Source organism: Nocardioides sp. NPDC047086 (genome assembly GCF_040643685.1).
Taxonomy (GTDB): Bacteria; Actinomycetota; Actinomycetes; order Propionibacteriales; family Nocardioidaceae; genus Nocardioides.
The window spans coordinates 15,687-36,641 of sequence record NZ_JBEYUV010000017.1; the positions used below are offsets into that span (position 1 = coordinate 15,687).

Here is a 20,955-nt window from a genome sequence, read left to right on the forward strand (position 1 = left end):
TGCACGCCGAGTCGGCGCAATCCGGTCCTCGCTTCGCTGCGGTCCGGTTGCGCCGACTCGGCTTTCGCTGAACGCTCAGTAGCGGTCGACGGTCGGGGGCTCCGGGAGCTCGTAGCCGGACTCACCGAGGTTGTCGTTGAACGCCTTCTCCCAGGCGCCGTCCTCGAAGGACTTCTCGATCAGGTCGTTGATCTTGTCGCGGTCCTCGCTGCCCTTGGGCAGGCCGACGCCGTAGTTCTCCTCGGAGAATGGCGCACCGACGATCTTGAACTCACCGGGGAACTCGTTGGCGTAGCCGGCGAGGATGATGTCGTCGGTGGTGAGAGCGTCGATCTGGCCGCCCTGGAGGGCGGTGATGCACTTGCTGTAGGAGTCGAACTCCTGCGGCACCGCACCGTACTCGTCCTTGACCTTCTGGGCGGAGGTGGAGCCGGTGACGGAGCAGATCTTCTTGCCCTTCATGTCATCCGGGCCGGTGATGGAGGTGTCGTCGGCACGGATCAGGAGGTCCTGGCCGGCGACGTAGTAAGGACCGGCGAAGTCCACCTCGGCCTTGCGCTCGTCGGTGATCGAATAGGTTGCCAGGATCATGTCGACCGTGCCGTCCTTGAGGAAGGTCTCGCGGTTGGCGGACACCGCCTCCTTCCACTCGATCTGGTCCTCGTCGTAGCCGAGACCCTCGGCGATGTACGTGGCCATGTCGACGTCGAAGCCGGAGTAGGTGCCGTCGGCCTTCTTGAAGCCGAGACCAGGCTGGTCGAACTTGATGCCGATGGTGATCTTGTCGCCGCCGGCGTCGGAGCCGGAGTCGTCGCTGCCGCCACAGGCAGCGAGCGAGCCGGCGAGCGCGAGGACGCCCGCGACCGCGGCGATCTTCTGGAACTTCATCGAATCCACCTTCTGGGATATGAGTGTTGGTGCGTTGCAGGGTTCGAGAGCCGAGGGCTCACCCGAGACGTACGTTTCAGTGCTTGAGGATCTTGCCGAGGAAGTCCTTGGCGCGCTCGGACTGCGGGTTGTCGAAGAACTCAGCGGGGGTGTTGGACTCGACGATCTGGCCGTCGGCCATGAAGACGACACGGTCGGCGGCGACGCGGGCGAAGCCCATCTCGTGGGTGACCACGATCATGGTCATGCCCTCCTTGGCGAGGCTGACCATGACGTCGAGCACCTCCTTGACCATCTCCGGGTCGAGGGCGGAGGTGGGCTCGTCGAAGAGCATCACCTGCGGCTTCATCGCCAGGGCGCGGGCGATCGCGACGCGCTGCTGCTGACCACCGGAGAGCTGCGCGGGGTACTTCGCGGCCTGGGCGCCCACACCGACGCGGTCGAGCAGCTTCTTGGCCTCGGCCTCCGCCGCGGACTTCTTCAGCTTGCGCACCTTCATCGGGCCCAGCGTGACGTTCTGCAGGATCGTCTTGTGGGCGAAGAGGTTGAAGCTCTGGAAGACCATCCCGACCTCGGCGCGCAGCTTGGCCAGGCCCTTGCCCTCGGCGGGCAGCTCCTTGCCGTCGAGCGTGATCGTCCCTGAGTCGATCGTCTCCAGCCGGTTGATCGTGCGGCAGAGGGTCGACTTCCCCGAACCCGAGGGCCCGATCACCACGACGACCTCGCCACGCTTGATCTCCAGGTTGATGTCCTGGAGCACGTGCAGGTCGCCGTAGTGCTTGTCGACATGGTCAAGAACCACCAGGGCGTCGCCCGAGGGTGCGCTGGCGGGTTCGGTGTCAAGCACGGTCATGCCGCAGACCTAACCACATCCTGCATTGCACATCCATGAATTGGTCCCCGGTATCGGTTACAAGCGCATAACCAAGCAGACAACCGGTCGGGATTTCCTGCCCTCGGACCCCCGCGCCGTACTCTTGAGGACGCTATGACCGTGTCCACCGCCTCGAGCTCCGCCTCAGCCCGTACGTACGAAGTCCGCACCTACGGCTGCCAGATGAACGTCCACGACTCCGAGCGCCTCTCGGGGCTGCTGGAGGATGCCGGCTATCTGAAGGCGACCGAGGGCACCCAGGCCGACGTGGTCGTCTTCAACACCTGCGCGGTCCGGGAGAACGCCGACAACAAGCTCTACGGCAACCTCTCCCACCTGGCCCCGATCAAGGAGGCCAACCCGGACCTCCAGATCGCCGTCGGTGGCTGCCTCGCGCAGAAGGACCGGGCGACGATCACGAAGAAGGCGCCGTACGTCGACGTGGTCTTCGGGACGCACAACATCGGCTCGCTCCCCGTGCTGCTCGAGCGGGCCCGGGTGCAGGAGGAGGCCCAGGTCGAGATCCTGGAGTCCCTCGAGGTCTTCCCCTCCACGCTGCCGACCAAGCGCGAGTCGGCCTACGCCGCCTGGGTCTCGGTGAGCGTGGGCTGCAACAACACCTGCACCTTCTGCATCGTCCCCTCGCTGAGGGGCAAGGAGAAGGACCGGCGGCCGGGCGAGATCCTCGCCGAGATCGAGGCGCTGGTCGCCGAGGGCGTCACCGAGGTCACCCTGCTGGGCCAGAACGTCAACGCTTACGGCGTGGAGTTCGGCGACCGGCAGGCGTTCTCGAAGCTGCTCCGTGCCTGTGGCGAGATCGACGGCCTGGAGCGGGTCCGGTTCACCTCGCCCCATCCCGCGGAGTTCACCGACGACGTCATCGAGGCCATGGCCGAGACGCCCAACGTGATGCCGTCGCTGCACATGCCGCTGCAGTCCGGCTCCGACCGGGTGCTGAAGGCGATGCGTCGCTCCTACCGGTCGACCAAGTTCCTCGGCATCATCGAGCGGGTTCGCGCGGCGATCCCGGATGCGGCGATCACCACCGACATCATCGTCGGCTTCCCGGGGGAGACCGAGGAGGACTTCCAGGGCACTCTCGACGTGGTGCGTGAGTCGCGCTTTGCCTCGGCCTTCACGTTCCAGTACTCCAAGCGCCCCGGCACCCCCGCTGCCGACCTCCCCGACCAGATCTCTCCCGAGGTCGTCAAGGACCGCTACGGCCGCCTCGTCGACCTCGTCAACGAGATCGCGCACGAGGAGAACAAGAAGAACGTCGGCCGTACGCTTGAGCTGATGGTCGCCGAGGGCGAGGGCCGCAAGGACGCCGAGACCCACCGTCTCTCCGGTCGCGCTCCCGACAACCGGCTCGTGCACTTCAACGCCGCCGGGGCCGAGGGCGTACGTCCCGGCGACATGGTGAAGGTCGAGGTCACCTACGCGGCCCCGCACCACCTGGTCGCCGACAACCCCGTGCTCGAGGTACGCCGCACCCGTTCCGGGGATGCGTGGGAGGCTCGCCAGGGCCGACCCGAGCCCGAGGCTGCCTCGGTCGGGCTCGGCATGCCGTCGGTCGGCGTTCCTGCTCCGCTGCCGGCCGCTCCGGCGTGTGGCTGATCGTTCGGCCCATCGCTACGCGGACAGCAACTTCTCCGTAGCATCCCTCCCGCTGTGGGTATTCCTGCTCTAGCCTGAGGCAACTTGTCTCAGGAAGGGATACCCCCATGTCGATTCCCAAGCTGGCCGGCAGAGCAGCGGCGATGGGCGCACTCGGAGTGCTCGTCGCCTCAGGACTGGCAGCCGCGGCGCCCGCGACCGCGACGCAGGCGACCGGAGGAGGCGGTGCCTGCTTCGACCCGCACGAGGTCGGAGCGGCCCGGGTCGCAGAAGGTGCCAAGCAGGTCCGCGACACGAACCACCTGACCGCGAAGCAGGCCGACGCCAAGGAGAAGGCGCTCGGCGACGCGCTGGCCGCGAAGGGGAAGAAGGGCGGCAGCGCCAACCTCGCCCCGACGACCATCCCGACCTACATCCACGTCATCCAGGAGGACGCCGCCACCGGCGCCGTCCCGCAGGCGAACATCGACGCCCAGATCGACGTGCTCAACGCGGCGTACGCCGGCACGCCGTTCTCGTTCGAGGTCGCCGGCCAGGAGACCACGATCAACCCGGCCTGGTACCCGATCATCTCCGGCTCGGCCGGCGAGCGGGACATGAAGGCTTCCCTGCGGCAGGGCGGCGACAACGCGCTCAACGTCTACATCGGCGAGATCGACGACGGCCTGCTCGGCTGGGCGACCTTCCCGAGCAAGAACATCTCGTCACAGGACGGCGTGGTCATCCTCGGCGACTCGCTGCCGGGCGGTTCGGCGGCGCCGTACGACGAGGGCGACACGGCCACCCATGAGGTCGGCCACTGGCTGCACCTCTACCACACCTTCCAGGGTGGCTGTCGCGGCAAGGGCGACCAGGTCGACGACACCCCGGCCGAGGCAGCGCCGGCCTTCGGCTGCCCGGAGGGATCCGACACCTGCGCCGCTCCGGGGCTGGACCCGATCCACAACTTCATGGACTACACCGAGGACGCGTGCATGGACGAGTTCACGCCGGGTCAGGTGCAGCGCATGATCGACGGATGGGTGGCGTACCGGGCCTGATCTGATCTGATCTGATCCAGAGAGCACCGAGCGCCGGGCCCCTCGCGGGACCCGGCGCTCGATCTGTGTGATCAGCTGAGCTGAATCAGTACTGCGACTGGCCCTGCTCGCCGCCGAAGCCGCCTTCGCCGGACTGCTCGCCGCCGCCGAAGCCACCCTCGTTCGAGCCCTGGTTCGAGCCTTCGTCGGAGCCGTAGGAGGAACCCTCGGACTGCTCGCCCCCACCATAGGAGCCCTCGCCGGACTCCTGGCCGCCGCCGAAGCCGCCCTCGCTCGAGCCCTCGGACTGCTCGCCGTAGGAGGAACCGCCCTCGCTCTGGCCACCCTCGGAGCCGTAGGAGGAGCCCTCGTTCGAGCCCTCGGACTGCTCGCCGCCACCGTAGGAGCTGCCCTCGTCGGACTGCTCGCCGTAGGAGGAGCCGCCCTCGTTCTGGCCGCCCTCGGAGCCGTAGCTCGAACCCTCCGCCTGCTGCTCGCCGCCGCCGAAGCCGCCCTCGCTCTGGCCGCCCTCCTGGCCGCCGAAGCCACCCTCGTTGGAGGACTCCGAGCCGTAGGAGGAACCCTCGTTGGACTCCTGGCCGTAGTTCTGCTGCTCGTCGCTGTTGCCGTAGTTCTCAGACATATTGGTCCACACTTCCGAGTAGTTGTGATTGGACCGGAATCGGACGTGCAGCGCACGTCCGCCCCCCGGCTGCCCCATTCGGTGAGGTACGTGAATGAGACGGTCTAGACCGTTCCATGTGACGGCACATGTCGCAACAGGTCTGTAACAGTGTTTCGAAAATCAGTACGTAAAATGTCAGCTGCGTGTAATGGAACGTAAACGCGATGCGGGGAGCAACCCGGTCTGGGTTGCTCCCCGCATCGAGGCCTGTGGCTGGCTCAGTTGCCGCCGTCCAGCTTCTCTGCCTCGTTCTTGGCAGTCTCGACGCCCTGGTCGATCTGGTCGCTGAACTTGCCGCCGGTCTTCTCGTCGGCGAACTCGCCGGCCTTGTCCAGGCCATCGCCGACCTTGTCGGCGCCGACCTTGTCGACGCCCTGCCCGATGAGGTCCTTTGCCTTGTCCAAGAAGCTCATGCTTCCCCCCTCTGGTTCGGTGGCTCCCCGTATGAGCCAACTTGCGGCCAGACTAACTGCATGGAGTACGACAGCAACAGGGGGACACGCGACCCCGGTGGGTCACATGGGCTACGCAACTTGGGATCTTTTGCCCTGTCCGGCGCCCCGATCGTGGCCGTCGTCGGAGCCACCGCAGCCGGGAAGACGTCGCTCTCGCTCGACCTCGCCGAGACGCTCGGCGGCGAGATCATCAACACCGACGCGATGCAGGTCTACCGCGGCATGGACATCGGGACGGCGAAGCTGCCGGTCGCGGAGCGGCGCGGGATCCCGCACCACCTCCTCGACCTCCTCGACATCGCCGAACCGGCCTCGGTGGCCGGCTTCCAGGCGCTGGCGCGCGAGGAGATCGCGGTGCTCCGGGAGGCCGGGAAGACACCGGTGCTGGTCGGCGGCAGCGCCCTCTACACGCGAGCGATCCTGGACCGCTTCGAGTTCCCCGGGACCTCGAACGAGGTGCGCGAGCGTCTCGAGAAGGAGCTCGAAATCGCAGGTGAGAAGGCACTTCACGACCGCCTGCGAGCCCTGGACCCGGTCGCCGCCGAGCGGATCGAGGTCGACAACGGTCGCCGCGTCGTACGCGCTCTTGAGGTCATCGAGCTGACCGGCGAGCCGTTCAGCGCACGACTGCCCGAGCAGGTCTACCACGACCCGGCCTCCATCCAGATCGGCGTCGACATCTCCCGCGAAGCACTGGACGTACGCATCCGGCAGCGCGTCTCGGAGATGTTCGAGTCCGGCTTCGTCGATGAGGTGGCGCGGCTCCTCGAGGCAGGTCTGGGGCGGTCGCGGACCGCGGCGAAGGCCATCGGCTACCAGGAGGTTGCCGCCCACCTGGCGGGGGAGATGACGCTGGCGGAGGCGATGGAGCGGACGGCCATCAAGACCCGGCAGTTCGCGCGACGGCAGGACGCCTGGTTCCGCAAGGATCCGCGGGTCGTGTGGGTCTCCTACGACGATCCGTACCGTCTCGAGAAGGCCGTCGCGGCCGTGCGGGCGGTGACAGTGTGAGCATGAGTGAGCGTCAGCGAGCGACAATCGGCTTCAGGCCGTCGTGTCCGTATCCGTGCCCTTGTCCAACGGAGGCGACGGCATGAACGAGCGTGACCGGCTGCGGGAGCTGCTGGACGCGGTGCTCGACGGCGCCGACGACGGGGAGCCGCGCACGCTGGCGCAGATGGCCGGCGACGCCTACACCTCGCCCTATCACTTCAACCGGATGCTCTCCCAGGGTGCGGGCGAGCCGCCGGTGGCGATGCGGCGGCGGGTGATGCTGGAGCGGGCCGCGTGGCAGCTGCAGCACGGTGGCACGGTGACCGATGCCGCCTGGGCGGCGGGGTACGAGTCCGTGGAGGGGTTCTCGCGTGCCTACGCGAAGGCGTTCGGGCACCCGCCGAGCACCGCCGCGGCCAGCCACTGGCTGCCGGCGCCGAACGGGATCCACTTCCACCCGCCGGAGTCGCTGTGGGTCGACTCCCAGGAGCGAGTGCTCTCGCCGCTGACCGAGCAGCTCGTCAGGCACGACATCGACGACACCAGGGCCTTGCTCGATCTCGCCGGGGGCCTGTCCGTGGAAATGCTCACGCAGGTGCGGCTGGCCGGCCACGAGGTGCTCGAGTGGGACGGTCCGGAGGAGTCGCTCGCGCAGGTCCTGGAGGCGACGGTGTGGGCCAAGGAGTGCTGGGTCGCCTCCATCGAAGGCCTCTCGATGCCGGTCCGGCGTCGCGCCGACCCGATCCCTGCACTGGTCGAGCGGCACGAGGCCGTGGCGGCGCGGTGGCTCGCGGTCGTACGCGACATCGAGCGGCGCGGGGCCTGGGAGGACCGGCTCATCGACGCCCTGTGCGAGCCGCCGGAGAGCTTCCAGATCGGGTCGGTGGTCGCCCACGTCCTGACGTACGCAGCCCATCGGCGTCTCCTGGTGCGGATGATGCTCCGGATGGCCGGTGTCGAGGTCGACCGGGGGGACCCGATCGAGTGGCTGCGGGCCCGTCGGGGCGAGGTGCCGTCGGCCTGACCCGGGGGCGAAATGATTCGGCCGCCCGCGCTCACGCCTCGTACCCTGAGGCCGTGACCCCTACCTGGACTGAGATCAGCACGATCGAGGAGCTCGTCGACCTGGTCGGCGTGCCGAACGAGCGGGCGGTGACCAAGGGGCGCCCGGCGCTCCTCGACATCGACCGGGAGTGGCTCGCCGCGACGCCGTTCTGCGTGCTCGCGACCTCGGACGCGGAGGGCAGCTGCGACGCCTCGCCCAAGGGGGACCCGGCCGGGTCGCTGGTGCACGTCATCGACGACACGACGATCGCGATCGCGGAGCGGCCGGGCAACAAGCGCGTCGACGGCTACCGCAACGTACTCTCCAACCCGCACGTCGGGCTCAACTTCCTGATCCCGGGCCGTGGTGACACGCTGCGGATAAACGGGCGTGCCCGGCTGGTCTCGGACGCGCCGTTCTTCGACGAGATGGCCGTGAAGGCCAAGCGCCCGATCCTCGCCCTGGTCGTCGACATCGACGACATCTTCTTCCACTGCGCGAAGGCGTTCCTGCGCTCGGGTCTGTGGGACCCGGAGACGTGGGACCCCGACCACCTCCCCAAGCGTGCGGTCATCGCGAAGCAGGTCGAGAACGACCCGCGTACGCTGGCGGAGATGGAGGACTACTACCGCACCGACACCTACTCGAAGACCCTCTACTGATGTCCTACACGTTCCTCAAGGGGCACGGTACGGAGAACGACTTCGTGCTGCTGCCCGACCTCGACGGGTCGGTGCACGGTGCCCTCTCCGACGAGGAGATGGCCGACCGGGTGCGGGCGCTGTGCGACCGCCGGGCCGGCATCGGCGGCGACGGGATCCTCCGGGTGATCCGGACCGCCGCCTACACCGGTGCGGACCGTCCGGTCAGCGATGCCGAGTGGTTCATGGACTACCGCAACGCCGACGGCACCCTGGCCGAGATGTGCGGCAACGGCACCCGGGTCTTCGCGGAGTATCTGCGCTCCGCGGGGCTCGCCGGTGACGAGGTCACCTTCGCCACCCGCGCCGGTGACAAGACCCTGACCGCCTCCGGGGACGTCTGGACCGCCGACCTGGGCTCGCCGAAGCTGCTCGGGTCGACCCAGGTCACCGTCGCGCACCACTTCTGGTCGGCCTGCAACGTCGACATGGGCAACCCGCACGCCGCTGCCGAGGTCGACTCGATCGACCCCCACGGCCCCGTCGGTGACCTCTACGACTCCCCGGTCTTCGACGAGGCGGTCTATCCGCACGGGGTCAACGTCGAGTTCTTCGAGCGCGTCGCCGAGCGCCACGTCGCGATGCGGGTCTTCGAGCGCGGCGCGGGCGAGACCCGCTCCTGCGGCACCGGAGCCTGTGCGGTGATGGTGGCGGCCGCCGAGGCCGACGGTCTCGCGATCGCGCGCGATGCTGACGTGACGTACCGGGTCGATGTCCCTGGCGGCACCCTCCACGTCACCTGGGCGACCGACGACCGCGTCCTGCTCACCGGACCGGCGATCCTGATCGCCGAGGGCACCACATCGCTCTGACCGCGAGACGGTTAACAGGTATTCACCCTCGTGAGGGTGGTCACGTCTAGGGTGCTGCCCATGGAGTTGACTGATAGCACAGCGATCGTGACCGGTGCGGCCAGCGGGATCGGGGCGGCGACGGCCCGGGCGCTGGCGGCCAAGGGTGCGACGGTGATCGTCGCGGACATGCAGAAGGACAAGGGCGAGGCCCTGGCGGAGGAGATCAAGGGGCTGTTCGTGCCCGTCGATGTGACCGACACCGACCAGATCACCAACGCCGTGGAGAGGGCCGTGGAGATCGCGCCGCTGAAGGCGGTGGTCAACTCGGCCGGGATCGGGTGGGCGCAGCGCACGATCGGGCGCGACGGCCAGATCGGGTCGGCGCACGACCTGGACGCGTACAAGAAGGTCATCGCGATCAATCTGATCGGCACCTTCGACATGTGCCGCCAGGCGGCGACCTACATCAGCCGCAACGAGCCGGACGCCAACGGGCAGCGTGGCGCGATCGTCAACCTGGCCAGCGTGGCGGCCTTCGACGGCCAGATCGGGCAGGTGTCCTACTCCTCGTCCAAGGGCGGCGTCGTCGGCCTCACCCTCCCGCTCGCGCGCGACCTCGCCGCGGTCGGCATCCGCGTCAACACCGTCGCCCCGGGGCTGATCGACACCCCGATCTACGGCGAGGGCCCGGAGTCGGAGGCGTTCAAGGCCAAGCTCGGCGAGAGCGTGCTGTTCCCGCACCGGCTCGGTGAGCCGGCGGAGCTGGCCAGCATGGTCGTGGAGTGCCTGACCAACGACTACATGAACGGCGAGACGATCCGGGTCGACGGTGGCATCCGGATGCCACCGAAGTGACCGGACGCAACTGAAGTAACAGCACGCTGGTAGTACCCCGACGGCTGGCGCACCGCTAATGTGTGCGCCAGCCGCGGACCGTTTCAGACCGCTCCGCGGACGTCGGAGCAAGGGGAGTTCGCATGTCCGATAAGGCGGACACCAGTACGTCGAAGGCACTCGCGATCATCGAGGCCGACGAGCCCACGGGGGCGGCGGGAGCGAGCGAGCCCCCGCGTGAGCCACGACTGACGCGCGAGACGATCGGTGTGATCGCCGGCGCGGCCGGCGTCCTGGCCGTGTGCCTGGTCGCGACCGCGCTGGTCGCCGGCGGCGAGCCGAGCGCGGGCGACGACCGGACCTGCCTCGGCCCGCAGATGACGGTCGCGGTCGCTCCCGAGGCGGCGACCGTCGTGGGCAACATCCTCGAGGCTGCCGGTTGCGGCCAGATCGAGGTGGAGGCGACCAAGACCGACCAGGTGCTCAAGCCGATGGCGCTCGACGGCGACCTCCCCGACGTGTGGATCCCCGACTCCTCACTCTGGCTGGACCGGATCGAGCCGGCCGCCGAGCCGGTGACGCTGCGGGCCTCGATGGCCTCCTCGCCGGTCGTGCTCGTCTCCGGCGACGGGCTCACCCGCACCTCCTACGCCGAGGCCTTTGCCGAGGACGACCTGTTGGTGGGCGACCCCCAGCGGATGATGAGCGCGCTCGGCACGGCCGTAGCGGCCGAGGGGAAACCCCAGAACGAGGCCAGGCTGGAGCCGTACGCGGAGCGGATCGCCTCCGGTGAGGAGGGCGCCGGACCGACCGACCCGGGGCGTCTGGCCGAGCTTCAGACGGTCATGAGCGGGGTGACCGCGACCAGCGAGCAGCAGTGGTCGACGTACGCGCCGATGCTGAAGGCCAGCGCGCCGAAGGAAGGCACGGTGGTCCTCGACTACCCGGTCCTGATCACCGCGGACTCCTCGCGCCGCAACTCGATCGCCGCCTCGATCACCAGCTTCGCCCGGGTGCTCGACAGCGGCGCCGCCGACACCGCGCTGACCCAGGCCGGGTTCCGCACCAGCGGCGCCGGCAAGCCGGCGCCCAACGTGGGCGCGTACACCCGGGTCGACTCCGCCACCGTGGCGAGGACGGCCGCGGAGTGGAGCGCCAGGCTTCGGCCCACCCGGGCGCTCGCGGTCATGGACGTCTCGGGCTCGATGGCCTGGCCGGCCGCTCCCGAGAGCGCCGCCACCCGCCTCCAGCTCACCCAGGAGGCGGCGTCGGAGGCCGTCAGGACCCTTCCCGGTAGTGCCGCGATCGGGCTCTGGGCCTTCTCCGAGGAGACCGAGGGGACGCTGGGCGGCGACCACAAGGTGCTCGTCCCGACCCGTCGGCTGGCTTCGGAGAACCAGCGCGCTCAGCTGACCGAGGAGATCGCCGGTCTCACCGCACGCACCGGTGGCGGCACCTCCCTGCACGACACCGCGTTGGCGGCCTACCAGGCCGCGGTCGCCTCCTACGACCCGCTGGCCTCCAACGAGGTGCTCCTGCTCACCGACGGCACCAACGACGATCCCGACTCGATGGACGTGGCGGAGCTCGTACGCCAGCTGGAGGCAGTCTCCGACCCGCAGCGGCCGGTCCGCGTCCTGGGGATCGGGATCACCGCCGACGCCGACCTCGGTGCGCTGCAGGCGATCGCCGACGCGACGGGCGGGGCGGCGTACGTCGCGGAGCGTCCGGAAGACGTCGGAACCGTGCTGCGAGAGGCGATGGAGCAGCGCTGAGGGGCGCTCTCGGATAAGCATTGTCCCCCGGGTGGTGCGGCGCCGTACTCTTGTTGGTATATGACGAACAACGCACACGACTTCTCTCTCGCTGACGAGCTCGAGGCCACCGAGGACTGGGACGCGCTCGACGACAGCTTCGAGTCCGGCTACGCCGACGAGGATCCTGAGGACACCGACCCGACCGTCGGTGCGATGGAGCTCGCCGAGCGGCACGCGCTCAAGCGCGTCGCCAGCCTGCGGACCGAGCTCGAGGACATCACCGAGGTCGAATACCGCCAGCTTCGCCTGGAGCGAGTGGTGCTCGTGGGCGTGTGGGCCGGCGGCACCCAGACCGACGCCGAGAACTCCCTGGCCGAGCTGGCGCTGCTCGCCGAGACGGCCGGCTCGGAGGTGCTCGAGGCGATCTACCAGCGGCGCCAGGCGCCGGACCCGGCGACGTACATCGGACGCGGCAAGGTCGAGGCGCTCAAGGAGATCGTCGCCGCGACCGGCGCCGACACCGTGATCGCCGACGGTGAGCTCGCACCGAGCCAGCTCAGGAACCTCGAGGACCGCACCGGCGTCAAGGTCGTCGACCGGACCGCGCTGATCCTCGACATCTTCGCCCAGCACGCCAAGTCGCGTGAGGGCCAGGCGCAGGTGGAGCTCGCCCAGCTCAGCTACATGAAGCAGCGGCTTCGTGGTTGGGGTGGCAACCTGTCCCGCCAGGCCGGTGGCCGCGTCGCCGGTGGTGCCGGTATCGGTGGCCGTGGTCCCGGTGAGACCAAGATCGAGACCGACCGCCGCCGGATCAACACCAAGATCGCCAAGCTCAACCGTGAGCTGAAGGCGATGAAGGGCACCCGCGACACCAAGCGTGCCGATCGCAAGCGCCACCAGATCCCGGCTGTCGCGATCGCCGGCTACACCAACGCCGGCAAGTCCTCCCTGCTCAACCGGCTCACCGGTGCCGGGGTGCTCGTCGAGGACGCGCTCTTCGCGACCCTGGACCCGACCACCCGCAAGACGACCACCGAGGACGGCCGGGTCTACACGATGTCCGACACCGTCGGTTTCGTGCGCCACCTGCCCCACCAGCTCGTCGAGGCCTTCCGCTCGACGCTGGAGGAGGTCGCCGATGCCGACCTGGTCGTGCACGTCGTCGACGGTTCCCACCCCGACCCCGAGGGTCAGCTGGCGGCGGTGCGCGAGGTCTTCGCCGAGATCGGCGCCAGCGAGGTGCCGGAGCTGGTCGTGATCAACAAGGCCGACATCTCCGACCCGCTGGTGATCGCCAGGCTGCTGCGCGCCGAGCCTCATTCGGTCGCGGTCTCGGCCAAGACCGGCGAGGGCATCGACGCGGCCATCAAGGCCGTCGAGACCGACCTGCCGCGGCCGGGCGTGGAGTTCTCCGCGCTGGTTCCCTACGAGCGGGGCGACCTGGTCAACCGGATCCACCAGCACGGCGAGATCGACCACCTCGAGCACACCGCCGAAGGCACCGTCGTCAAGGGCCGCGCCAACGCGGACCTGGCCGGCGAGCTGGCGGCGTACCCGAACTGAGCTGCGCTGATCCCTGGCGCTGATCCCGGGCGCTGATCCGGCGCCTGTTTCGGCGTTTCGACATTGGCTCTGCCAGGCTCGTCCCTCACACTTGGGACGATCGGTCGAGGGAGAGGTCACGGATGCGGACAGAGGTACGCCGAGCGGCGCGCGCCACGGTTGTGAGCGTGCTGGCCGGTGCTGTCCTCGTGACCATGCTCGCGGGCTGTGCCAGCAAGGAAGACGGAGCGCTTCCGGGGCAGGAGGCGAGCCACGAGACCGAGGTGACCCAGGATCTGTGCACCCGGCTGGCCGCCGAGTCGGTGACTCGCGCCTCGGTGGTGACCGGAGCCGGCGAGCGGGTCGTCGTCATCGGCGACTCCTGGGCCTCCGGCTTCGGGCTGGACGACCCGGGCCTGTCCTGGCCGCGCTATCTCGATGGTGAGGTGCGCGTCTCCGGCTTCGGCGGCACCGGCTACTCGCACGAACTGATGGAGCGGTGCGGTCCGATCTCCTTCCCCGAGCGTGTCCCGGACGCGGTGGTGCAGGGCACCGACCTGGTCGTGCTCGAGGGCGGCATCAACGACTCCAAGAGCGATCTCGATGACGTCGAGAAGGGTTTCCGGGCCACCCTGGACGAGCTGAAGGACCACGAGGTCATCGTGCTCAGCGCGCCCAAGGTGAACTCCCGCGCCAAGGCCATCAGGGCGGTCAACAAGATGATGCGCCGGGTCTCGGCGGAGTACGGGGTGACGTACATCAACGTCTTCGACCTCGAGCTGCCCATGCTCGAGGACAACACCCACCTCACAGTCGCCGGCCACATGCAGTTCGGGGAGATCGTCGCCCGCCGGATCGCGGAGAGCCGATCGGAGACTGTCCCCGCCCACGGCTAAGGTTGCCCGAGTGACCGTAACCGAGACCGCCTCCCAGACGCCCGTACGTGAAGCCCTGGCGGACGCGGTCGCGACCCTCGGCGGGGCCACCCGCGAGGGTCAGGTGCTGATGGCCGACGCGGTCGCGCAGGCCCTGGCCGACGAGGAGCATCTGCTGGTCGAGGCCGGCACCGGCACCGGGAAGTCGCTGGCCTACCTGGTTCCGGCGCTGCTCCACGACAGCCGGGTGGTGATCGCCACCGCGACCCTGGCGCTGCAGCACCAGCTCGTCGAGCGTGACCTGCCGCGCCTGGTCAAGGCGATCGGCTCGCGCCCCGGCGTCGACGCCTCCTACGCCGTCCTCAAGGGCCGCTCCAACTACGCCTGCCTCCACCGGGTGCGCGAGGGCGCCCCTGACGACCAGGGCACGCTGGTCGACGTGCCGCTGGGCCCGATGGCCGAGAAGGTCCTCGAGCTGCGCAGCTGGGCCGAGAAGGAGGCGGAGAAGGGCGGCAGCGGCGAGCGTGACTCCGCGCCCCGCCACACCGACCGCGAGTGGCGCCAGGTCTCCGTCAACCACCGCGATTGTCTCGGCGCCGCCAAGTGCCCCTTCGGTGAGGAGTGCTTCGTCGAGGTCGCCCGGGACAAGGCCCAGAAGAGCCACCTGATCGTCACCAACCACTCCCTGCTCGCGATCGACGCGATCGAGGGCGTGCCGATGATCCCGGAGTACGACGCCGTGGTGATCGACGAGGCTCACGAGCTCGTCGCCCGGGTGACCCAGGCGGCGACCGACGAGCTGACCGCGGCCGAGGTGGAGCGGGCCGCCCGTCGGGCCCAGAAGCACATCGAGGGCTCCGAGGCCGACGACCTGGCCGATGCCTCCGACGCGCTGCGAGCAGCGATCAACGAGACCTCGCCGGGGCGGCTGGTCACGCTGCCCGAGGTCGTCTCCGACGCGCTCGTGCTGGTGCGCGACGCGGCCAGGTCCGCGCTCTCGGCGCTGCCGAAGCCCAAGGACTCCGACAGCGCCGACCCCGGCTTCCAGCAGGCCAAGGGTGGTTTGCAAGAAGTCTTCACCACCGCCGAGCGGATGGCCGCGGCATCCGAGCACGACGTGATCTGGATCAACGAGGGCAGCGACCGGATCCCGCCGCGGCTGTGCGTCGCGCCGCTGCAGGTCTGGGCGCAGATGCGCGAGAAGCTGCTCACCGAGAAGACCGTCGTCTTCGCCTCGGCAACACTCAAGCTCGGCGGTGACTTCGGCCCGGTGGCCGGATCCCTCGGGCTCAAGGCGGAGGAGCGCACCGAGGTGGGCGCCGCGGCGCAGCGTACCGATGACGTGCTGCCGTGGATCGGGCTCGATGTCGGCAGCCCGTTCGACTACGGCAAGCAGGGGATCCTCTACGTCGCCCGCCACCTGCCGCCTCCCGGGCGCGACGGCATGGGCGCCAAGACTCTCGACGAGATCGTCGACCTGGTCGACGCCGCCGACGGGCGTACGCTCGGGCTCTTCTCCTCCCGTCGCGCCGCCGAGGCGGCCGCGGAGGTCGTGCGCCAGAAGCTCCCTCACCTGACCACCCTGGCCCAGGGTGACGCGCAGCTGCCCGAGCTCGCCGCGCAGTTCGTCGCCGACCCGCACACGGTGCTCTTCGGCACGCTGTCGCTGTGGCAGGGCCTCGACGTCCCCGGCGACACCTGTCAGCTCGTGATCATCGACCGGATCCCGTTCCCGCGGCCCGACGACCCGCTGATGTCGGCCCGGCAGCAGGCGGCCGACAAGGCCGGCGGCAACGGGTTCATGCAGGTCGCCGCCACCCATGCCGCGCTGCTGCTCGCGCAGGGAGCCGGCCGGCTGATCCGCACCACCTCCGACCGGGGTGTGGTGGCCGTGCTGGACGCCCGCCTGGCCACCGCCCGCTACGGCGGCTTCCTCAAGGCCAGCCTGCCGCCGATGTGGGCCACGACCGACCCCGCCATCGTGCGTCAGGCTCTGAAGCGACTCTCCGAGTCAGCCTCTGTCTGACCGAGAACCACGCCGAGTCGGCTCGTCATGACGAGCCGACTCGGCGTGGTTTCGCGCTCAGCGGTAGGTCTTGGCCCACCAGCGGTGGGTGGCCTTGTCGGGCGTCGCGACGCCGTGGCAGGAGAACGCGGTGCCCTGGCCGCACTTGAAGTTGCTGCTCGCGTTGGCGAAGGTGACCTCGACCTTGCGGATCCGCTTGGAGGAGAAGCCCTCGATGGTCTTGGTGGCGATGCCCTTGCTGTTGGGCTTGAGGTAGTAGACGCCGCGGGTGCCGTCGGTGCGGAACACGCTGACCACGGCGCCGTTGGCGTTGGGCCGGGCCACATCGACCTTGACCCGCAGCTTCCAGCCCTTCCCGACCTTCTTCGGGACGAGGCGCTGGGAGGCGTAGGTCAGGTGCTTGAGGGTGAACTTGCCATCGACGGTCTGTCGCTTGGCGGGCAGCGCGGTGCGGCCGTCGTAGACCGGCGGGTAGTAGGCGCCGCCCTCGCTGTAGCTCTTCGAAGGCGCCAGGTTGGCGGCGGCGAAGCGGGTGTACTCCAGCTTCAGCGTGGTGCCGCGGGCGGCGAGCGCCTGGCGGACGGCGGTGGTGGAATAGGTCGACGGCGCCCGGTTCCAGATCGAGAGGACCACCTCCGGCAGGGTCCCCCGCTCCTTCGCGAAGCGCTCGGACAGGTAGCGGAAGAAGATCCAGTTGCCGTAGATGCCGAGGTTGGAGGCGCTGGAGTTGTCCAGCGGCTTGCGCTGGTCCTCGAGCTGGCCGTAGCCGAGGTACTGCCGGTTGTCGTTGATGCTGTCGTAGACCTCGTCCTCGACCCAGGTCGCTGTCGACTCCATCATCCAGCGGTCCTCGCCGGCGTCGTAGGCGAACTGGACGGCGTGGAAGTACTCGTGGGCCGCGGTCACCCGGAGGTTCTCGGTGGGCGTGTTGTACGAGCCGTACTCGCTGGTGGCGTAGTCGTTGTCGAGGACGCAGTAGGCGGTGGCGGCGGTCTTGGAGACCTTCGTCTCGGGCGCGCAGTAGCCGTAGTAGCCCTCGTCGTAGAGGTTCTCCAGGTAGATGTCGACCTTGCCGGGGGTGACCGCCTTGTCGGGCGCGGGCTTGCGGTAGCCGGCCTGCACGTAGAGGTTGTGGACCTTGGTGACCACGTCACGGACCTGGGTCGCGTACGCCGCCGAGGCGCGGTCGCCGCCCTTGCCCGGCGAGTAGTGGACGCAGACCACGTCGCTGCAGGTCTGGGTCGCGGTGCGCGGGCGGGCGAGCAGCTCACGCGCTGCGGCCTTGTTGGAGCCGTCCAGGGCGTCCTTGGCCTTCCACAGGTCGGCCAGCGCGATGGTCGCGTCGGGCCGGCCGGCGACGTGCCGCCCGGGCACGACCTGGCGGGCGCCGCGCACCGACTGGTTGCGCTTGATCTTCTTGGCCGCGGCGAGCGCCTCCCGGGCCGCCTTCTCGGTCACCGGCTGCTCGGCGCTGGTGTCACCGCCGGTCCTCACCGAGGACGCCGGCGTCGACCCGGTTGCGGGCATGGTGGCGAAGAACGTCGCCGCGACCATGCCTGCGATCAAGACGAGGGAGCGCTGTTTGCGGTTGATCCGGCGGGCAATGTTTCGCATGAGGTACCAGACGTTCGGGAAGGCAGACCTGGGCAGTCTAAGCGCAGAGCGCCGCTGTGTCCGGGGGACACGGCCTAGACGGGCTGCGTTACGTGATGGAGCCGGTTGCTTCCGGTTGCCGTGGCGTACGACCTGGTCCAGGTGGCCGTGGTGTCGGCGTCCTTGCGCTCGCCGATGACGTACCAGTCCATCTGGGCGCGGTTGCGGGTCACGTCGAGGACGGAGTAGCCGTGGTCGTCGAAGTTGAGGTAGCGGACGTGGCGGTTGGCGGTCCTGATGATGTTCTCGACCGTGACGCTGACCGTGCGGCGCGGCGCGCCGAGGATGTCCTTGAGGTTGTTCGAGGTCACCGAGGTGGCCACGAGCTCGACGCCGGCGGTCTTGCCGAGCGGGTAGACGGCGGAGTCGTACGGCAGGTCGCAGGCCCACGCGGAGTGGATGTCGCCGGTGACGAAGACGGTGTCGGTGATCGCGTTGTCGCGGATGTGCTCGAACAGCTCGGTGCGGTCGGCGGTGTAGCCGTCCCACTGGTCGACGTTGTAGGCGACGCCGTTGTCGGGTAGCAGGCCGGTGACGTCGTTGACCGGGGCGATCAGGCTCTTCGGGAGCGCGCCGAAGGTGACCGGCGCGATCATCACCGGGTTGCCGACGATCTTCCACCGGGCGTCGGTGAGCAGGCCGTCCTTGAGCCAGGCCAGCTGCTCGTCGCCGGTGATGGTGCGGTCGGGGTCGTCGACCTCGGCGAGCTCGGTGCGGGCGACCTGCTCGGAGCGGTAGGAGCGCAGGTCGAGCATGCTCAGCTCGAGCAGGGTGCCGAACCGCAGCCGCCGGTAGATGCGGTCGTGGAGATGATCGCGGGTCTCCACCGTGGCGGTTCCGCTCACGCGCAGCGGCATCCACTCGTCGTAGGCCTGGTTGGCGTTGGTCTTGCGGTCGATCCAGTCGTACTCGCCGGGCTCGTTGTTCTCGGCACCCAGCAGCCAGGCGTCGTTGGCCGACTCGTGGTCGTCCCAGGTGACGATCCAGGGCAGCCGGGCGTGGGCGGCGGAGAGGTCGACGTCGCGCTTGTACTGCGCGTGCCGGATCCGGTAGTCGGCCAGCGTGTGCAGCTCGTTGGCGGGCTCGTGCGGCCGGACGTCCTCGTTCGCCATGCCGTAGCCGTACTCGCCGGGCGCGTACTCGTAGATGTAGTCGCCCAGGTGGATGATCGCGTGCAGGTCGTCACGGGCGGCCAGGTGGCGGTAGGAGGCGAACCAGCCGGCCTGCAGGTTGGAGCAGGAGACCACCCCGAAACGTACGTTCTCGGGGGCCGCGTCGGCGGCCGGAGCGGTGCGGGTGCGACCGACGCGGCTGGCCTGGCCGTTGTAGGTGAAGCGGTAGAAGTACCAGCTCTCCGGGGCCAGGCCGGTGACATCGAGCTTCACGGTGTGGTCGCGGTCGGGACCCGTCTGCTGGGATCCCTTCGCGGTGACGCGGCCGAAGTCCGCGGTGGGGGAGACCTCCCAGCGGACCAGGACCTCCTCGCCCTGCCCGGACCCCGGAGTCGCATCCGCCGTCGGCGTGACCCGGGTCCAGATGACGACGCGGTCCGGGAGCGGGTCGCCGGAGGCGACGCCGTGCTGGAAGTGGTTGAGCGAGCCGCTGGCGGCCTCGGCGGGATCGGGAAGCGCGACGGCTCCGGCGGCGGTCGCCAGCCCGGCGGCGATGAGGGTGCGGCGGTCGATCTGCGTCTGGGTCACGCAGTAGGGAACGACGCAGCCGCCGGCCCTGTCATGGGTCGGCGGCTGCAGTTCACGCAGAGTTCCCGGAGTGGTTCCGGGAGGTATGGCACGGGGCTCAGAGGCTGCGCAGGACCGCCGTCACCTTGCCGAGGATCCTCGCGTGCGTCCCGTCGATCGGCTCGTACGCAGCGTTGTGCGGCAGCAGCCAGACCTTGCCGTCCTTGCGGGAGAGCGTCTTGACCGTCGCCTCGCCGTCGATCAGCGCGGCCACGATCTCGCCGTTCTCAGCGGTCGGCTGCTGGCGCACGACCACGAAGTCACCGTCGCAGATGGCCGCGTCGACCATCGAGTCACCGGTGACCGAGAGCAGGAAGAGGTCGCCGTTGCCGACCAGCTGCTTGGGCAGCGGGAAGACGTCCTCGACGCTCTGCTGGCTCGAGGTCTCCTCGGCCAGGATCGGACCACCGGCCGCGATCCGCCCGACCAGGGGGACCATGGCGGCGGCGGGGTTGGGGTTGATGTCGGCCTCGGCGGTGATCGTCGCCTCGGCTGTGCTGGTCTCCTCGGGCTCGCCGGACATGGCCTTGCGGTGGGCCATCACCTCCGGAAGGAAGACCTCGAGAGCGCGCGGTCGCTTCGGGTCCTTGCGGATCAGACCACGCTGCTCCAGGGCACGGAGCTGGTGGGCGACGCTGCTGGTGCTGGTCAGCCCGACCGCGGCGCCGATCTCGCGCATGCTGGGCGGGTAGCCGCGCTGCTCGATGCTGTCGCGCAGGTGAGCGAGGATGCGCTGTTGACGCGGCGTGAGCCCGGTCGCGTCCGGCGGCCCGTCGGGCAGCTCGCGGACGCGGCTCTTCTTCGAACCGCCTGATCCGGTGCCTGTCTTCTGCGTGGTCATGTCATCACATTAGTCCCTCTGGCACCACGACATCAAACATTTGTTCGACGTCGCAGGCAGCGCGTGTCGGCGTTCGAAAATTCCTGGGGTCGCTACTTGCGTTGTTCGAACACGTGATCTACCTTCGAACATGTGCTCGATCGAACACGTGATCGAGAGACTTGTGATCAGGAGGCCGTGAGATGAGTGCAACCGTCTATGTGCTGCCCGTAGCCGAGCCGCCGCGTCCGGTGCCGGAGGTGCGCCGCTCGACCGTGCGGCTCACCCGTCGCGGACGAGTCGTCGTGTTCGCATTCGCGCTCGTCGTGCTCTTCGGGATCGCGCTGATCGGCGCGCGGGTGGCGTTCGCGGTGGAGAACAGTGGCGACACCGATGCCGGATTTCGTGGCCCCGCCCCCGCCGCCCACACGATGGTCGTCGGCGATGGCGACACGCTCTGGGATGTCTCCTCGAAGGCCGTCGCCGGGACCGACGCTTCGATTCGGGAGATGGAGCAGACGATCAAGGAACTCAACTCTCTCGAGTCCTCGATGCTCGTGTCCGGCCAGACCCTGATCATTCCGACCGCGCCGTAGGGCGTCGCCACAGATGTCCGGCTGCTCCTTCGACCCCTGGCA

General features: G+C 69.1%; 19 protein-coding genes. 12 read left to right on the forward strand and 7 right to left on the reverse strand.

Annotation, left to right across the window (positions count from 1 at the left end):
* Positions 1-75: 75 nt before the first annotated feature.
* Positions 76-888: a glutamate ABC transporter substrate-binding protein gene (locus ABZ796_RS14030; protein ID WP_357337584.1), complete on the reverse strand. Its 813-nt coding sequence runs from the start codon at positions 886-888 to the stop codon at positions 76-78.
* Between the two features lie 76 nt (positions 889-964).
* Positions 965-1,693, reverse strand: coding sequence for an amino acid ABC transporter ATP-binding protein (locus ABZ796_RS14035; protein ID WP_357337691.1), 729 nt, complete (start codon positions 1,691-1,693; stop codon positions 965-967).
* Between the two features lie 183 nt (positions 1,694-1,876).
* Here ABZ796_RS14035 and miaB point away from each other — a divergent pair, with 183 nt between their 5' ends.
* Positions 1,877-3,379, forward strand: coding sequence for a tRNA (N6-isopentenyl adenosine(37)-C2)-methylthiotransferase MiaB (gene miaB, locus ABZ796_RS14040; RefSeq protein ID WP_357337585.1), 1,503 nt, complete (start codon positions 1,877-1,879; stop codon positions 3,377-3,379).
* 107 nt (positions 3,380-3,486) lie between these two features.
* Entirely contained in the window at positions 3,487-4,419 is a 933-nt protein-coding gene (locus ABZ796_RS14045; RefSeq protein ID WP_357337586.1) for a zinc metalloprotease, read from the forward strand.
* Positions 4,420-4,504: 85 nt separating this feature from the next.
* On the opposite strand, the gene ABZ796_RS14050 is transcribed toward ABZ796_RS14045, so the two are convergent.
* Together ABZ796_RS14050 and ABZ796_RS14055 are read right to left on the reverse strand one after the other, a co-directional pair.
* Positions 4,505-5,041, reverse strand: coding sequence for a hypothetical protein (locus ABZ796_RS14050; RefSeq protein WP_357337587.1), 537 nt, complete (start codon positions 5,039-5,041; stop codon positions 4,505-4,507).
* Between the two features lie 260 nt (positions 5,042-5,301).
* A complete protein-coding gene (locus ABZ796_RS14055) occupies positions 5,302-5,496 on the reverse strand; it encodes an antitoxin (protein ID WP_357337588.1) in 195 nt (64 codons plus the stop codon).
* A gap of 120 nt (positions 5,497-5,616) precedes the next feature.
* Here ABZ796_RS14055 and miaA point away from each other — a divergent pair, with 120 nt between their 5' ends.
* The 9 genes from miaA (at position 5,617) to ABZ796_RS14100 (ending at position 16,105) form a co-directional block, all read left to right on the forward strand.
* Entirely contained in the window at positions 5,617-6,549 is a 933-nt protein-coding gene (gene miaA, locus ABZ796_RS14060) for a tRNA (adenosine(37)-N6)-dimethylallyltransferase MiaA (RefSeq protein ID WP_357337589.1), read from the forward strand.
* A gap of 82 nt (positions 6,550-6,631) precedes the next feature.
* Entirely contained in the window at positions 6,632-7,555 is a 924-nt protein-coding gene (locus ABZ796_RS14065) for a helix-turn-helix transcriptional regulator (protein ID WP_357337590.1), read from the forward strand.
* A 53-nt stretch (positions 7,556-7,608) separates the two neighbouring features.
* Complete coding sequence (locus ABZ796_RS14070) at positions 7,609-8,238, forward strand: pyridoxamine 5'-phosphate oxidase family protein (protein ID WP_357337591.1); 630 nt, start codon at positions 7,609-7,611, stop codon at positions 8,236-8,238.
* On the forward strand, positions 8,238-9,089 hold the full coding sequence (gene dapF / locus ABZ796_RS14075) for a diaminopimelate epimerase (RefSeq protein ID WP_357337592.1): 852 nt from the start codon (positions 8,238-8,240) through the stop codon (positions 9,087-9,089). The genes ABZ796_RS14070 and dapF overlap by 1 nt, the downstream gene beginning before the upstream one ends.
* A gap of 60 nt (positions 9,090-9,149) precedes the next feature.
* Positions 9,150-9,926 (forward strand): SDR family NAD(P)-dependent oxidoreductase, encoded by a 777-nt coding sequence (locus tag ABZ796_RS14080; RefSeq protein ID WP_091051594.1) that lies wholly within the window; start codon positions 9,150-9,152, stop codon positions 9,924-9,926.
* Between the two features lie 122 nt (positions 9,927-10,048).
* A complete protein-coding gene (locus ABZ796_RS14085) occupies positions 10,049-11,680 on the forward strand; it encodes a VWA domain-containing protein (protein WP_357337593.1) in 1,632 nt (543 codons plus the stop codon).
* A gap of 60 nt (positions 11,681-11,740) precedes the next feature.
* Positions 11,741-13,225 carry a GTPase HflX gene (gene hflX / locus ABZ796_RS14090; RefSeq protein WP_357337594.1) on the forward strand — a complete coding sequence of 495 codons (1,485 nt, stop codon included), beginning with the start codon at positions 11,741-11,743 and terminating at the stop codon, positions 13,223-13,225.
* A 122-nt stretch (positions 13,226-13,347) separates the two neighbouring features.
* Positions 13,348-14,100: an SGNH/GDSL hydrolase family protein gene (locus tag ABZ796_RS14095; RefSeq protein WP_357337596.1), complete on the forward strand. Its 753-nt coding sequence runs from the start codon at positions 13,348-13,350 to the stop codon at positions 14,098-14,100.
* Between the two features lie 10 nt (positions 14,101-14,110).
* The gene (locus ABZ796_RS14100; protein ID WP_357337597.1) at positions 14,111-16,105 is read left to right on the forward strand and encodes an ATP-dependent DNA helicase; all 1,995 of its coding nucleotides are present in this window, start codon (positions 14,111-14,113) and stop codon (positions 16,103-16,105) included.
* Between the two features lie 57 nt (positions 16,106-16,162).
* Here the strand turns inward: ABZ796_RS14100 and ABZ796_RS14105 are convergent, their stop codons facing one another.
* From ABZ796_RS14105 to lexA, 3 genes are all read right to left on the reverse strand, one after another.
* Complete coding sequence (locus ABZ796_RS14105) at positions 16,163-17,719, reverse strand: MXAN_6640 family putative metalloprotease (protein ID WP_357337598.1); 1,557 nt, start codon at positions 17,717-17,719, stop codon at positions 16,163-16,165.
* Positions 17,720-17,793: 74 nt separating this feature from the next.
* Entirely contained in the window at positions 17,794-19,458 is a 1,665-nt protein-coding gene (locus tag ABZ796_RS14110; RefSeq protein ID WP_357337600.1) for an alkaline phosphatase D family protein, read from the reverse strand.
* Between the two features lie 97 nt (positions 19,459-19,555).
* On the reverse strand, positions 19,556-20,338 hold the full coding sequence (gene lexA, locus ABZ796_RS14115) for a transcriptional repressor LexA (RefSeq protein WP_357337602.1): 783 nt from the start codon (positions 20,336-20,338) through the stop codon (positions 19,556-19,558).
* A 182-nt stretch (positions 20,339-20,520) separates the two neighbouring features.
* Here lexA and ABZ796_RS14120 point away from each other — a divergent pair, with 182 nt between their 5' ends.
* Positions 20,521-20,913, forward strand: coding sequence for a LysM peptidoglycan-binding domain-containing protein (locus tag ABZ796_RS14120; RefSeq protein ID WP_357337604.1), 393 nt, complete (start codon positions 20,521-20,523; stop codon positions 20,911-20,913).
* Positions 20,914-20,955 lie beyond the last annotated feature (42 nt).

Excerpts from the sequence above, each read along its gene's own strand:
- ABZ796_RS14120 (WP_357337604.1), top strand. The coding sequence starts at position 20,521 with ATGAGTGCAACCGTCTATGTGCTGCCCGTAGCCGAGCCGCCGCGTCCG.
- ABZ796_RS14065 (WP_357337590.1), top strand. The coding sequence starts at position 6,632 with ATGAACGAGCGTGACCGGCTGCGGGAGCTGCTGGACGCGGTGCTCGAC.
- miaB (WP_357337585.1), top strand. The coding sequence starts at position 1,877 with ATGACCGTGTCCACCGCCTCGAGCTCCGCCTCAGCCCGTACGTACGAA.
- ABZ796_RS14045 (WP_357337586.1), top strand. The coding sequence starts at position 3,487 with ATGTCGATTCCCAAGCTGGCCGGCAGAGCAGCGGCGATGGGCGCACTC.
- ABZ796_RS14105 (WP_357337598.1), bottom strand. The coding sequence starts at position 17,719 with ATGCGAAACATTGCCCGCCGGATCAACCGCAAACAGCGCTCCCTCGTC.
- ABZ796_RS14085 (WP_357337593.1), top strand. The coding sequence starts at position 10,049 with ATGTCCGATAAGGCGGACACCAGTACGTCGAAGGCACTCGCGATCATC.
- hflX (WP_357337594.1), top strand. The coding sequence starts at position 11,741 with ATGACGAACAACGCACACGACTTCTCTCTCGCTGACGAGCTCGAGGCC.
- ABZ796_RS14055 (WP_357337588.1), bottom strand. The coding sequence starts at position 5,496 with ATGAGCTTCTTGGACAAGGCAAAGGACCTCATCGGGCAGGGCGTCGAC.
- dapF (WP_357337592.1), top strand. The coding sequence starts at position 8,238 with ATGTCCTACACGTTCCTCAAGGGGCACGGTACGGAGAACGACTTCGTG.
- ABZ796_RS14030 (WP_357337584.1), bottom strand. The coding sequence starts at position 888 with ATGAAGTTCCAGAAGATCGCCGCGGTCGCGGGCGTCCTCGCGCTCGCC.
- lexA (WP_357337602.1), bottom strand. The coding sequence starts at position 20,338 with ATGACCACGCAGAAGACAGGCACCGGATCAGGCGGTTCGAAGAAGAGC.
- ABZ796_RS14050 (WP_357337587.1), bottom strand. The coding sequence starts at position 5,041 with ATGTCTGAGAACTACGGCAACAGCGACGAGCAGCAGAACTACGGCCAG.
- ABZ796_RS14080 (WP_091051594.1), top strand. The coding sequence starts at position 9,150 with ATGGAGTTGACTGATAGCACAGCGATCGTGACCGGTGCGGCCAGCGGG.
- ABZ796_RS14095 (WP_357337596.1), top strand. The coding sequence starts at position 13,348 with ATGCGGACAGAGGTACGCCGAGCGGCGCGCGCCACGGTTGTGAGCGTG.